Annotated in this window: 11 protein-coding genes; 2 read left to right on the top strand and 9 right to left on the bottom strand. The window is 73.1% G+C overall.

Going from position 1 to position 13,693, the window contains the following annotated elements; translation table 11 throughout:
• Nucleotides 1-57: 57 nt before the first annotated feature.
• The 7 genes from ACFWJW_RS23405 to pdhA form a co-directional block, all read right to left on the bottom strand.
• Entirely contained in the window at nt 58-1,035 is a 978-nt protein-coding gene (locus ACFWJW_RS23405; protein WP_387244614.1) for an NAD(P)H-quinone oxidoreductase, read from the bottom strand.
• A 94-nt stretch (nt 1,036-1,129) separates the two neighbouring features.
• Nucleotides 1,130-2,269, bottom strand: coding sequence for a potassium channel family protein (locus ACFWJW_RS23410; RefSeq protein WP_387244617.1), 1,140 nt, complete (start codon nt 2,267-2,269; stop codon nt 1,130-1,132).
• Nucleotides 2,266-3,921 (bottom strand): molybdopterin molybdotransferase MoeA, encoded by a 1,656-nt coding sequence (locus ACFWJW_RS23415; RefSeq protein WP_387244620.1) that lies wholly within the window; start codon nt 3,919-3,921, stop codon nt 2,266-2,268. The genes ACFWJW_RS23410 and ACFWJW_RS23415 overlap by 4 nt, the downstream gene beginning before the upstream one ends.
• Nucleotides 3,918-4,838: a DUF6457 domain-containing protein gene (locus tag ACFWJW_RS23420; RefSeq protein WP_387244623.1), complete on the bottom strand. Its 921-nt coding sequence runs from the start codon at nt 4,836-4,838 to the stop codon at nt 3,918-3,920. Before ACFWJW_RS23420 ends, ACFWJW_RS23415 begins: the two co-directional genes overlap by 4 nt.
• Before the next feature lie 142 nt (nt 4,839-4,980).
• Nucleotides 4,981-6,615 carry a dihydrolipoamide acetyltransferase family protein gene (locus tag ACFWJW_RS23425; protein WP_387244626.1) on the bottom strand — a complete coding sequence of 545 codons (1,635 nt, stop codon included), beginning with the start codon at nt 6,613-6,615 and terminating at the stop codon, nt 4,981-4,983.
• Nucleotides 6,615-7,649: an alpha-ketoacid dehydrogenase subunit beta gene (locus ACFWJW_RS23430; protein WP_387244629.1), complete on the bottom strand. Its 1,035-nt coding sequence runs from the start codon at nt 7,647-7,649 to the stop codon at nt 6,615-6,617. The genes ACFWJW_RS23425 and ACFWJW_RS23430 overlap by 1 nt, the downstream gene beginning before the upstream one ends.
• Nucleotides 7,646-8,839 (bottom strand): pyruvate dehydrogenase (acetyl-transferring) E1 component subunit alpha, encoded by a 1,194-nt coding sequence (gene pdhA / locus ACFWJW_RS23435; protein WP_387244632.1) that lies wholly within the window; start codon nt 8,837-8,839, stop codon nt 7,646-7,648. Before pdhA ends, ACFWJW_RS23430 begins: the two co-directional genes overlap by 4 nt.
• 225 nt (nt 8,840-9,064) lie before the next feature.
• Between pdhA and ACFWJW_RS23440 the strand changes: the two genes are divergently transcribed.
• Nucleotides 9,065-9,604 carry an Lrp/AsnC family transcriptional regulator gene (locus tag ACFWJW_RS23440; protein WP_387244634.1) on the top strand — a complete coding sequence of 180 codons (540 nt, stop codon included), beginning with the start codon at nt 9,065-9,067 and terminating at the stop codon, nt 9,602-9,604.
• A 126-nt stretch (nt 9,605-9,730) separates the two neighbouring features.
• On the opposite strand, the gene ACFWJW_RS23445 is transcribed toward ACFWJW_RS23440, so the two are convergent.
• Nucleotides 9,731-10,321: a TetR/AcrR family transcriptional regulator gene (locus tag ACFWJW_RS23445; protein WP_387244637.1), complete on the bottom strand. Its 591-nt coding sequence runs from the start codon at nt 10,319-10,321 to the stop codon at nt 9,731-9,733.
• Between the two features lie 2 nt (nt 10,322-10,323).
• Nucleotides 10,324-11,844, bottom strand: coding sequence for a 3-hydroxyacyl-CoA dehydrogenase (locus tag ACFWJW_RS23450; RefSeq protein WP_387244640.1), 1,521 nt, complete (start codon nt 11,842-11,844; stop codon nt 10,324-10,326).
• Nucleotides 11,845-11,991: 147 nt separating this feature from the next.
• On the opposite strand from ACFWJW_RS23450, the gene paaN reads away from it, so the two are divergent.
• A complete protein-coding gene (gene paaN / locus ACFWJW_RS23455; protein WP_387244643.1) occupies nt 11,992-13,674 on the top strand; it encodes a phenylacetic acid degradation protein PaaN in 1,683 nt (560 codons plus the stop codon).
• Nucleotides 13,675-13,693 lie beyond the last annotated feature (19 nt).

Raw genomic sequence — 13,693 nt, forward strand, 5'->3', positions numbered from 1 at the left:
GTTACCGGGCGCATACGCGGGAGGGGCGGGCGCGAGGGGCCGGGGGCGGCCGGGGGTTCAGACCGTCAGTACGACCTTGCCGACATGGGCACTCGCGTCCACGACCCGGTGGGCCTCGGCGGCGTCCGCCATCGGGAGGCCGCGGTCCACGACCGGCCGGACCTGACCGTTGGCGATCAGCGGCCAGACGTGTTCGCGCACCGCGGCGACGATGGCCGCCTTCTCGTTCAGCGGGCGGGCGCGCAGTCCGGCGCCGGTGATCGCGGCGCGCTTGGCCATCAGGGCGGCGAGATTCAGCTCCGCCTTCACCCCGCCCTGAAGCCCGATGATCGCCAGCCGGCCGCTGACCGCCAGCGCCTTGACGTTCCGCTGGAGGTACTTGGCGCCGATGATGTCGAGGATGACGTCCGCGCCCGCGCCGTCGGTGGCCTTGCGGATCTCCTGGACGAAGTCCTGTTCGCGGTAGTCGATGAGGATGTCCGCGCCCAGCTCGGCGCAGCGGGCCAGCTTCTCGGGGCCGCCCGCGGTCACCGCGACCCGTGCGCCGACAGCCTTGGCGAGCTGGATCGCCATGGTGCCGATGCCGCTGGCACCGCCGTGGACCAGCAGCGTCTCGCCGGGCCGCAGGTGCGCGATCATGAAGACGTTCGACCAGACCGTGCAGGTCACCTCGGGCAGCGCGGCGGCCGTGACCAGGTCCACACCGGACGGCACCGGCAGCACCTGGCCGGCCGGGACGGCGACCTTCTCCGCGTATCCGCCGCCCGCCAGCAGCGCACACACCTCGTCGCCGACGGCCCAGCCGTGCACCCCGGGGCCGAGCGCGCTGATCCGCCCCGAGCACTCCAGACCCGGGTAGGGGGAGGAGCCGGGCGGCGGGTCGTAGAAGCCCTGGCGCTGGAGCAGGTCCGCGCGGTTCACGGCGCTGGCCGCGACCTCGATCAGGACCTCGCCCTCGGCGGGCTGCGGATCGGGCACGTCCGCCCAGACAAGTGCTTCGGGGCCACCGGGCTCCGGGATTGTGATCGCTCGCATGGGCGCGAGGCTACTCGCCGTCCGCGCACGGAGCGAAGGTGCGGGGGCCGACGGCTACCACCGGGTCGGCCATCCGCCCCCGCACGACGTGCGGTTATTCATCCACGCGGCGCATCGGGGCGACGCCGGTGCCGGGGAGGGTCGGCTTGGCGGACTGCTTGCCGGAGTGGTCCGCCGTCTCCGCCGGGGCCGCCCGCACGATGGTGATCAGACGGTCCGTGCTCTGGAGCGGACTGGCCTCCGGATCGTCGTAGCCCAGGAGCCGGTGGCCACGCAGCACGGACACGACCAAGTCGTCGGTGTCCCGTACGGACTTGCCGACCTCCGCCTTCACCACCGTGCGTTCCACCAGGTCGAGGCCGCTGCCCTGCTGGATGAGGTCCTCCATGACGGTGCCCGCGCTGGGGCTGTGCACGGAGAGCCCCAGCAGTCGGCCGGCCGCGCTGGCCGACGTGATCACGGAGTTGGCGCCGGACTGGCGCAGCAGCGGGGCGTTCTCCTCCTCCCGCACCGCCGCGACGATGTTCGCCCGCTTGTTGAGCTGACGGGCGGTCAACGAGACCAGCACGGCGGTGTCATCGCGCTGGGTGGCGATCACGACCTGGTGGGCGCGCTGGACCTCGGCCCGGAGGAGCACATCGCTGCGGGTCGCATCGCCGACCACCCCCGCGAACCCGTCGGCCACCGCCGCGTCGATCACTTTGCTGCTGGGGTCGACGATGACGATGCGGTCGCGGTGCAGCCCCGTCGCACACAGGGTCTGGGCGGCGGAACGGCCCTTCGTCCCGAAGCCGACGATGACGGTGTGGTCGCGCAAGGCGTTTCTCCAGCGTTTCAGTTGCCACTGCTCGCGGGTGCGCTCGGTGAGCACTTCCAGTGTGGTGCCGACCAGGATGATCAGGAACAGCACCCGGAGCGGCGTGATGAGCAGGATGTTCAGCAGCCGCGCGTGGTCGCCGTACGGGACGATGTCGCCGTATCCCGTGGTCGAGAGCGTGACGGTCGCGTAGTAGAAGCAGTCGAGCAGGTCGACCCGGCCGTCGGCGTTGTCGTGGTACTCGTCGCGGTCGATCCAGACGATGAGGACCGTCGCGAGCAGCACGAGCAGCGCCATCAGCAGCCGGCGGGCGACCTGCCGCAGCGGCGGCTTGGGGGCGCGGCGCGGCAGCAGCACCCGGTGCGAACGGTCCTCGGGCACCTCCCGCGCCGCGGCGTCCTGGGACGGGAGCTTCACGCGCGGCCTCCGGTGGCCTGAGGGGGGTCGTACGGGTCCCCGGGGGCGGCCCAGCCGGGCGTCCAGCCCGCCGACCAGCCCGCTGACCAGGGGAGTTCCAGGATTTCGAGCTCGGTGCCGCGCTCCGCGCCCCCGGGCGGGACGACGGCCAGCGCATCGGCGGCGGCGATCCCGCGCAGCATGGCCGGGCCGTGGAAGCGCAGGGGTACCGCCGTCAGCCCGTGCCGCTCGTCGTCGCGGTAGGCCACCGGGACGAGCCGGGTGTCCTGCGGATGCCCGGGGACCGCGGCGGCCAGCGGTGTGCGGTACGGCGCGGCGGGAGGGCGGGCGGCGAGCGTACGGAGCAGCGGTTCGGCGAGGGTGAGCAGGCCGGAGACGGCGGCGAGGGGGTTGCCCGGCAGGCCGACGAGATGCCGGCCCGGGGCCAGGCGGGCCAGCAGCATGGGGTGCCCGGGGCGTACCGCCACCCCGTCCACCAGCACCTCCGCGCCGAGCCCGCGCAGCGTGGGGTGCACATGGTCGACGGGGCCCGATGCGGTACCGCCCGTCGTGACCACCACGTCGGCGGTGGAGTCGGCGAGGGCGGCGTACAACGCGTCGGCGTCGTCGGCGAGATGGCGGGGCGGCGCCGCGTCGACGCCCAGCGCGTGCAGCCAGGGGGCGAGCATCGGGCCGAGGGCATCGCGGATCCGGCCGTCCCGTGGCAGCCCCTCGTCCAGCAACTCGTCACCCAGGACGAAGACTTCGGCGCGCGGTCGGCGGTAGGCGGTCAGCTCGTCGTAGCCGGCCGCCGCGGCCAGGCCGAGGACGGCGGGGGTCACCAGGGCGCCCGCGGGCAGCAGTTGGTCGCCGCGGCGGCACTCCTGGCCGCGCGGGCGGATGTCCTGGCCGGGCGGCGCGGGCCGTGGTGCGTACAGCCGTTGTCCGCCGTCGCTCAGCTCACGGACCTCACCGTGCTCGCTGCGCAGTACGGCGGTGGCGCCGGAGGGCACGCGCGCGCCGGTGGCGATGGGGATCGCATGGCCGTCGAGGAGCGCCTCGGCGGGGGCGTGACCGGCGAGGATGCCGGACGGGGGACCCGCCGCGGATGCGTCGGCGGGCCGGTCCAGGCGCCAGGGGCCGGGGCCGGCGACCGCCCAGCCGTCCATCGCGGAGGTGTCGAACGACGGCAGATCGGTGAGCGCGGTGAGGGGTGCGGCGAGCGTACGGCCGAGCGTCGCGCCGAGCGCCGAGGTCTCGGGCGCGGGCGGGCCGGGGGCGGCGCGCTCGGCGAGGCGGCGGGCGGTGTGCCAGGGGACGGCGGCCGGGGTGGGGCGCGGGCCGGGGCCGGTGGGAGGCGCGGGGTCCACGGGGCCGGAGGGGCCGCTGCGGGCGGCGGCGGGGTCGTCCGGCGCGAAGGGGTCGTCCGGTGTGTACGGGGCGTCGCCGCCGCCGGTCGCGGAGGAGGCGGCCGCCACGGCCCCGCCGGCGGCGTACGGTGCGGTGACGGTCGTGATCCCGGGCCCGGCCCCGGGCCGTACGCGCGGCGGTGCCGTGCCGTTGGCCAGCGCGAGCGCATCGTCGAAGGGGTCGCCGCGGCTCTCGTCCGAGGGTGCGTCCCACGGTCGGCCCACCATGCCGCCGGCCTCCCCGCCCCACTCCCCGTCGGTCATTCCGCGGGCTTCGTCTCGGCACCCGTGGCGCCGCCGGCGTCGGACGCGTCCTCGGCCTCGGCCGCCCAGCGGTGGGCCAGCGCGGCGGCCCGGTCGGACAGTTCCTGCACATCCCGGCCCTGGTGGCCCGCCGCATAACCGATCAGAAAGGTCGTCAGCGGCGCGGCGGGGCGGGCCACGCCGTGGGCCGCGTCCCGCGCGAGATCGAGAAGCGCCGCCGTGTCGACATCGAGCTCGATGCCCAGTTCGGCCTTGACTGCGGTGATCCATTCGTCCAACACGTTCCCATGCTCCCTGATACGGGCGCGTGCCGCGCTGATGTCTTCCCAGGTGTCGCAGTCGAAGGAGGCCGTGGCGGTGGGGTCCGGGACCCGTTCGAGCACCAACTCGGCCAGCAGCGCGCGCAGCGGGAGTCCGGCCAGGCTGCCGTGTGCCGCCCGTATCCGTGCCAGCGCGCGGCGCAGCGGCTCGGCCCGGTAGGCGGCCACCAGCGGCTGGTCCCGTCCCGAAGCGTCCCGGAGCATCGCCCCGTCGCGCGGCGCGGGACTCCCGCCCGGTCCGGCAGCGCCTGGCGTATGCGTCGCCGCCGCCAGGAGGCCCCGTGCCGTCCCGGCCGTCAGAAACGGGAGATCGGCGGAGAGGACGAGCACCGTGGGGGCGGTGGTGTGCCGCAGACCGGCTTCCAGTGCGGCGAGCGGGCCGCCGCCGGGCGGGTCCTCCAGGGCGTGGACGACGGTGCGGGTGGTGGGGCGGGCGGGGCCGACCACGACGGTCGTCGCCGCGTCGGGGCAGGCGGCGAGCACCCGGTCCAGCAGCGGGCGGCCGCCGACGGACAGGGCGGGTTTGTCCGCCCCGCCGAGCCGGCGGGCGGCGCCGCCGGCCAGCACGACGAGGTCGTGGTCGGTGTGCTCGTTCACCCCTTGAGTATCGCCGGGGGCACCCGGTTCACACCGCTGCCGGACCGACAGCGGATATCGGCTCCGCCACAGCGGGCGCGGCCGGTGCGGCCGGTGCCCGGGGCGGCCGGTGGCATCGCTGCCGCCTCCGGCCGCCCTCCCGTCACAGCGTCCGGAGCAACAGTGCGGGCTGCTCCACACAGTCGGCCACGAACCGGAGGAAGCCGCCGGCGGTGCCGCCGTCGCACACCCGGTGATCGAAGGTGAGCGAGAGCTGGACGACCTGCCGGACGGCCAACTCACCTTCGTGCACCCAGGGTTTGGCGGCTATCCGGCCGATGCCGAGCATCGCCGCCTCGGGGTGGTTGATGATCGGCGTGGAGCCGTCGACGCCGAACACGCCGTAGTTGTTGAGGGTGAAGGTGCCGTGCGTCAGCTCGGCCAGGGAGAGCCCGCCGGCCCTGGCGGTTTCGGTGAGCCGGGCGATCTCGGCGGACAGCTCCTCGACCGTACGGGCATGGGCGTCCCGTACGACCGGCACCACCAGGCCGCGGTCGGTCTGCGCCGCGAAGCCCAGATGGACGGCGGGCAGCCGGACGATCTCCTGGGCCTTGGTGTCGACGGTGGAGTTGAGCGCCGGGAACCGGGCGAGCGCGGCCGTACAGATCCGGGCCAGCACGGCCAGCAGCGACACCTTGGGGGCGCCCGGCACATTCATCGCCCTACGGGCGGCGAGCAGCTCGGTGGCATCGGCCTCCACCCAGCAGGTCGCCTCCGGGATCTCCCGGCGGCTGCGGCTGAACTTCTCGGCGGCCGCACCGAGCATCCCCTTCAGCGGGATGCGCTCCTCACCCGCCACGGCACCGGTCCCGGTCGCGGCCCCGACGGCCGTCGCGGCCCCGGCCCGCGCCACGCCCGTCACACCGGCACCGGTCGTCGCGTCAGCACCGACAGTGGTGGTGGCTGGCCCGGCGGAACCGGCCGTCTCCCGCTCCTGCCGCGCCCGGATCGCGCACTCGACATCCGTACGGAGGATCAGACCGTCCCGTCCGGAGCCCGTCAACTCCCGCAGATCCAGGCCGTTCTCCCGCGCCATCCGGCGCACCAGCGGGGAGATGACGGCCACCGTACGGCTGTCGTCCTCCACCGCACCGGCCCCGGCCGACCCAGCTGCCCCGGTGACCCCGGTGACGCCGACCGCCCCCAGGGCCGTCGCCCCGGCGGCAACCGCCCCTGAACCACCGGGCGTCCCTTCGGCGGCCCCGGTCCCGGCCGAGCCGTCCGCCACCCCGCCGGGCGGCCGTGGCACTCCCGCCATGGGGCCCGCTCCGGGCCCCGGCCGGATACGGCGCCGACGCGCCGCCGCCGCACTCGTGCCGTACCCGACGAGCACATTCCCGGACCCGGCATCCGCCGCGCCGTCCGCGGGCGCCCCCGAGGTCCCACCGGCAGCCGGGGCGGTCGACGCACCCGCACCGGGCGCACCGCCTTCCGCACCCGCCCCGGAGTCCGGTCCCGTCCCCGGGCCGGCCGCCGCGAGGTCATCCGGCACGGCCCCCACGGCGACGGTCACCAGCGGTGCCCCCACCGGGACCTCGGCCCCCTCCTCGCCGAAGCGGGCGGTCACCACGCCCCCATACGGGCACGGCACCTCCACCATCGCCTTGGCGGTCTCGACCTCCACCACCGGCTGGTCGATGGCCACCACCTCGCCGACCTCGACCATCCAGTGCACGATCGTCGCCTCGGTGAGGCCCTCCCCCAGGTCGGGCAGGGTGAACTCGCGGACCACGGCCATCACTCACCACGTCCCTCGGTCCAGTCCGACTCCCACTGGAGGCGGGCGACGGTGTCCAGAATCCGGTCCACGCCCGGCAGGTGGTGCCGCTCCAGCATCGGCGGCGGATACGGGATGTCGAAGCCGGCGACCCGCAGCACCGGCGCTTCCAGGTGGTGGAAGCAGCGTTCGGTGATACGGGCAGCGATCTCGCCGCCGGGGCCGCCGAAGCCGTTGGACTCATGGACGACCACGGCCCGACCGGTCCGCCGCACCGAGGAGCAGACCGTCTCGTCGTCGAACGGCATCAGGGACCGCAGATCGACCACTTCCAGGTCCCAGCCCTCGGCGCGGGCGGCCTCGGCGGCCTCCATGCAGACCGGGAGCGACGGGCCGTAAGTGATCAGCGTGGCGCTGCTGCCACGGCGCCGGATCTCGGCCCGGCCCAGGGGCGCGACCTCGGTGGGCGCGTCGGGCGACCAGTCGGCCTTGGACCAGTACAGCCGCTTGGGTTCGAGGAAGACGACCGGGTCGTCGGAGGCGATCGCGGCGCGCAGCAGTCCGTAGGCGTCCTCGACGGTCGCCGGGGTGACGACCTGGAGCCCCGGGGTGGCGAGGTAATACGCCTCGGAGGAGTCGCTGTGGTGCTCGACGCCGCCGATTCCGCCGCCATAGGGGACACGGATGGTCAGCGGCATCGTGAGCGCGCCGTGGGTGCGGTTGCGCATCCGGGCGACATGGCTGATCAGCTGCTCGAAGGCCGGGTAGGCGAACGCGTCGAACTGCATCTCGACGACCGGCCGCAGCCCGTACATCGCCATACCGACGGCGGTGCCCAGGATGCCGGCCTCGGCGAGCGCGGTGTCCGTGCAGCGGTCCTCGCCGAATTCCTTGGCGAGGCCGTCGGTGACCCGGAAGACGCCGCCCAGGGTGCCGACGTCCTCGCCCATGACATGCACGGACGGGTCGTCGGCCATGGCGTCGCGCAGCGCGCGGGTCAGCGCCTGCGCCATGGTGGCGGGCTTGCGCGCGGTCGCCGGAGCGGTGGTCGTCATGGCCTGGCCTCCTCGGCGGACCCGTCGGTGCCCGCTGCGTCCTCGGTGTGTCCGGCGGCCTCGGCGTCCAGCTCGGCGCGCAGCTGTGCTGCCTGGGCACGCAGTTGGCTGGTCTGCTCGGCGAATACATGGGTGAACAGGTCCATCGGGTCCACCTCCGGGTCGGCGTTCATCCGCTCCCGGAGGTCGGCGGCCAGCTGCTCGGCACCGTCCCGGGTGGCGCCGACGAAATCATCGGTCAGCAGATCCCGGGCGGCCAGCTCATGCTCCAGCAGGGCTATCGGGTCGTGTGCCTTCCAGGTCTCGACCTCGGCATGGCTGCGGTAGCGGGTGGCATCATCGGCGTTGGTGTGCGCCTCGATGCGGTAGGTGACGGCCTCGATGAGGGTGGGGCCACCGCCCCGGCGGGCCCGCGCCACGGCCTCGGTGAGCACCTCGTGCATCGCGGGGGCGTCATTGCCGTCGACCAGGCGGCCCGGCATGCCGTAGCCGACCGCTTTGTGGGCGAGGGACGGAGCGGCGGTCTGCTTGGCGAGCGGCACGGAGATCGCGAAGCCGTTGTTCTGCACGAGGAAGACGACCGGCGCCTGCCAGACCGCCGCGAAATTCAGCGCCTCGTGGAAGTCGCCCTCGCTCGTGCCGCCGTCGCCGACCATGGCCATCGCGACCACCTCGTCGCCCTTGAGGCGGGCGGCGTGCGCCAGGCCCACGGCATGCGGGAGCTGGGTGGCGAGCGGGGTGCACAGGGGGGCGATGCGGTGTTCGTGCGGGTCGTAGCCGTTGTGCCAGTCGCCGCGCAGCAGGGTCAGGGCCTGTACGGGGTCGAGCCCGCGGGCCACGGCGGCGAGGGTGTCGCGGTAGCTGGGGAAGAGCCAGTCCCGGTCTTCGAGGGCCAGCGCCGCGGCGACCTCGCATGCCTCCTGGCCGGTGGAGGACGGGTAGACCGCGAGGCGTCCCTGCCGGGTCAGGGCCGTGGCCTGGGCGTTGTACCGGCGGCCGCGGACCAGCTGGGTGTACAGCCGGGTCAGGAGTCCGGAGTCGAGCCGGGCGGCGGCGTCCGTGCCCAGGAGGCGGTAGGGCTCCGCGTCGGGCAGGAGAGGCGTGGGGTCGACGCGTGGCTGCCAGGCGGGCGGCGGACCGGCCAGGCTGCTCGTGTTCCTGCTGCTGCCGGGCTGCTCAAGGACCGTCATGTCGAGCACCTCCTCGGATCGAAGGGGGTGGCGCCAGGCGCCTCATAGGGGTGGTGGGCGGACGGCGGGCGGGCAGGATGGAATCGGCCAGGGCGGGTACGCCCTGCCCTACCGATTGTTCGGTCGCTGATGCATTTTGGCTACAGGCGGGCTCAGCCTGTGGACAAACGGTTCTCCACAGCTTGAGATGAAGCCAGGGCGTCCACCAAGGGGAGGCGGGACCATATGCCGGACGAACAGATGGCCAATTTCGGCGGACAACCGGCGACGGCAGCCGGCCCGCCACCGACGCCCTCCGCCCCGCCCTCGCCGGCCGCGCGCCCGCTGGACACCATCGACCGCTCGATCCTGCGCATGCTCCAGACCGACGGCCGGGCCTCGATACGCTCCGTGGCCGAGCGGGTGCATGTCTCGCGCGCCAATGCCTATGCCCGGATCAACCGGCTGATCGACGACGGGGTGATCCGCGGCTTCAGTGCCCTCATCGACCAGGAACGGGCAGGTCAGGGTGCCTCCGCCTACATCACGCTGAAGATCGTGCAGAACTCCTGGCGGACCGTGCGCAAGCAGCTCACGGCGCTGCCGGGGGCCACGCATATCGCGCTGGTCAGCGGCGATTTCGATGTGCTGCTGCTGGTCCACACCAAGGACAACCGCGAGCTGCGCGAGCTGGTCCTCACCCGTATCCAGTCGATACCGGAAGTCCTCAGCACCCGCACCCTGCTGGTCTTCGAGGAGACCGATCTCGGCCCCGAAGAGGAATGACCGGCCGGGCCGCCGCCGGGGCTCACCGGGCGCCGCCCCTCAGGGGAGGCCGGGATCACGCCCCTCAGGGCAGGCCAGGACCGGGCCCCGGGATCACGGTTCCCAGGGGCCGTCCGATCGCGCGGATCAGGGCTTGCGCAGCCCCGCGAACGCCGTACGCACCACGGCCTCGGCGACCTCGTCACGGCTCGCCGAGCCGCCCCGCCCCGGCCGGTACCACTCCACAATCGAGTTGATCATGCCGAAGAGCAGCCGGGTGGCCAGCCGGATGTCCACGTCGTCCCGTAGGTCGCCGTCGGCGGCGGCCTGCTTGAGCAGGTCGGACACCTCGTGGTCGAACTCCCGGCGGCGCTCCATGGCCCACCGCTCGGTGTCCGTGTTTCCGCGCACCCGCAACAGCAGCGTCACATAGGGGAGTTCATCCATCAGCACCTCGGCCACGCGCCGGGTGACATGCTCCAGCCGCTCGATCGCCCGCCCCTGGCGGGCGCCCGGCTCCTCCAGCACGCCGAACAGCCCGTCCAGCGCACGGCTTATGGCACGGTGCAGCAGCTCTTCCTTGCTGCGCACATGGTGGTAGATCGAGGACTTCGAGATACCGGCCGCTTTGGAGAGGTGCTCCATGGACGTGCCGTCGTAGCCGCGCTCGATGAACACCTCGACGGCGACCGCGAGCAGCGAATCGGGCGTATAGGTGTCGCGCTTGGCCATGGTCATGATTAGAGCACCAATTCCTCGAGGTCCGCACGGCGCCGCAGCGCCCAGGACGGTACGTAGCGGCCGCCTGCATCTTGGTGGTGCATCGAATCCAGCAGATCCCACACCCAATGGGCGCCCAGCCGCTCGACCCACTCCATGGGGCCGCCGGGGTAGTTCACGCCCAGCCGCATGGCCGTGTCGATGTCTTCGGGAGTGGCGACGCCGCGGGCCGCGGCGTCCACGGCGAAGTCGATGATCATCGCGACCGTCCGCGCGACGATCATTCCCGGGACGTCCTCGATCACGCTGACCTGCTTGCCCAGCGCCTGGAACAGCCCGACGGCCTCCGCGAGGTCCTCCTCGGAGACCGTCGCCGACGGCGCCAGGGCGATCCGGGTCGCGGCACGGTAGTCCAGGGAAAGGTCGAAGCGGATGTGGTTCTCGTAGACGCGGGTCGTGGCCGGATAGCCGTTGGTCAGCGCCAGACAGGCCCCGCCGGGAAGACGGAGGAAGCCCTCCGACACCCCTGGTGTGCGGTCGCGGGTGACCTTGATGCCCGCCTCCTCGATGAGCTCGCGCAGCACCGCCGCGGGACCGGGCAGCTTCGCGTGCAGGCCGACGGCCTCGGGCGCCGGGCAGGGCTCCGCGGTCCGCGGTTCCGGCCGGTGCGCACCCTCGGAGTAGTCGAACCATCCGCGCCCCGACTTACGGCCGTGCAGCCCGGACTCGACCAGCCGGCGCTGCGCCAGGGACGGGGTGAACTTCGGGTCCTGGAAGAACGCCTGCCACACGGAGTGGGTGACCGCCTCGTTCACGTCCTGTCCGATGAGGTCGGTCAGCTCGAAGGGCCCCATCTTGAATCCGGCACCCTCGCGCAGCACCGCATCGATGGTGGCGGGGTCGGCGACCCGCTCCTCGTACGCCCGCAGGGCCTCGGCGTAGAAGGGGCGGGCGACGCGGTTGACGATGAAACCGGGGGTGTCGGCACAGCGCACCGGCCGTTTCCCCCAGGCCGCGGCGGTGTCGTACGCCGTGGTGGCGGCCGCCTCGTCGGTGGCGAAGCCGCTGATCACCTCAACCAGGGGGAGCAGCGGCGCGGGGTTGAAGAAATGCAGGCCCACGCAGCGGCCGGGGTGGCGCAGCCGGCCCGCGACCGCGGTCACGGACAGCGAGGAGGTGTTGGTGGCCAGCAGGCAGTCCGCCGTGACGATGTCCTCCAGGGCGGTGAACAGCTCCTGCTTGGCCGGAAGTTGCTCCAGGATCGCCTCGATGACCAGTGCGGCGTCGGCCAGCTCCGTGAGCGCGGTGGCGGGGGAGAGGCGCGCGCGGGCGGCGTCCCGCGTGTCCGCCGGGATCCGGCCTTTTTCGACGAGCCGGTCCAGCCGGCTCCCGATCGCCTCGGCGGCCTGTGCGGCGCGTCCGGGGGCGGTGTCATAGAGGAGTACGCGATGGCCGGCGACCAGCGCCACCTGCGCGATTCCCTGTCCCATGGTGCCGGTGCCCACCACTGCCACGGTGCTGCTGGTCCCGAGTGCCGTCATGCCAGCTGATCCTCCCCGACCGACATTTCCACAGGCTGGCCGGGCCCTCTTGCCCCGACCGATCGTTCGGTTACTCTAACTCCGTTGCCTTGTCCGCTCCCAGCCCCTTATCCACTTCCGCCCAGCTCGACGAGGAGTTGGTCATCGATGGCCGCCGAAATGACCGCAGCGCAGTTGATCGAGAAGCACCGCCCGACCCTCGACCAGGCGCTGGAGGCGATCCGCACCCGCGCCTACTGGTCCCCGCACCCCGAGCACCCGAAGGCGTACGGCGAGACCGCCGCCCCTGACGGGCTGGCCGCCTTCGAGGCGCTGCGCGGCAAGCGGTTCGAGCTCGACCAGCCCGGCACGGACGACTGGACGGGCGAGGAAGTCTCGCCGTACGGCCCGGAGTTGGGCATCAGCTATCCGCATCCGGATGTGGACGAGCTGCTGCCGGCAATGCGCGCCGCGCTCCCCGTCTGGCGGGACGCCGGTCCCGAGGCGCGGGCGGCGGTGTGCCTGGAGATCCTGGCCCGGATCAGTGCGCGCACCCATGAGTTCGCACAGGCCGTGATGCACACCAGCGGACAGGCTTTCATGATGGCGTTCCAGGCGGGCGGGCCGCATGCCCAGGACCGCGGCATGGAGGCGGTGGCGTATGCGTATGCCGAGCAGGTCCGCACACCGGAGCAGGCGCCGTGGTCCAAGCCGCAGGGCAAGCGTGACCCGCTCGAACTGACCAAGAGCTTCACGTCCGTGCCGCGCGGTGTCGCCCTGGTGATCGGCTGCAACACCTTCCCGACGTGGAACGGCTATCCGGGCCTGTTCGCCTCTCTGGCGACCGGTAACCCGGTGCTGGTCAAGCCGCATCCGCGCGCCGTGCTGCCGCTGGCGATGACCGTCAAGGTGGCCCGCGAGGTGCTCGCCGAGGCCGGTTTCCCCGCCGACCTGGTGTGCCTGGCCGTGGACAAGCCGGGTGAGGGCCTGGCCAAGACGCTGGCCGTCCGCCCCGAGGTCCGCGTCATCGACTACACCGGCTCGACCGCCTTCGGCGACTGGCTGGAGACGCACGCCCGGCAGGCGCAGGTCTTCACGGAGAAGGCCGGCGTCAACACCGTCGTCATCGACTCCACCGACGACTACAAGGGCATGCTCAGCAACCTCGCGTTCTCGCTGTCGCTCTACAGCGGCCAGATGTGCACCACCCCGCAGAATCTGCTGATCCCGCGGGACGGCATCGGCACGGACGCCGGGCCGAAGTCGTACGACGAGGTGGTCAGCGATCTCGCGGGCGCGGTGAGCAGCCTGCTGGGCGATGACGCACGGGCCAACGCCCTGCTGGGCGCCATCGTCAATCCGCAGGTCAAGGAGCGGATCGACGCGGCTGCCGGGCTCGGTGAGGTGGCGCTGGCCTCCCGTGAGGTGGCCAACCCCGAGTTCCCCGGGGCCACGGTCCGTACGCCGGTGATCGTCAAGCTGGACGGCGCCAAGCCGGACGACGAGGCGGCCTATCTGTCGGAGTGCTTCGGCCCGGTGTCCTTCGCGGTGGCCGTCGACTCCGCGGCCGACGCGGTGGATCTGCTGCGGCGCACGGTCCGCGACCAGGGCGCCATGACGGTCGGCGCGTACACCACCTCGCCGGATGTCGAGAAGCTGGTGGAGGAGGCGTGCCTGGAGGAGTGCGCCCAGCTGTCGCTGAATCTGACCGGCGGTGTCTATGTGAACCAGACCGCGGCGTTCTCGGACTTCCATGGCTCGGGCGGTAACCCGGCGGCCAATGCGGTGCTGTGCGACGGCGCCTTCGTCGCGAACCGCTTCCGGACGGTGGAGGTGCGCCGCCCGGCGTGACCGGTGCGGGTGGGCCCGG

This window comes from Streptomyces sp. NPDC127097 (assembly GCF_042724075.1).
GTDB lineage: Bacteria > Actinomycetota > Actinomycetes > Streptomycetales > Streptomycetaceae > Streptomyces.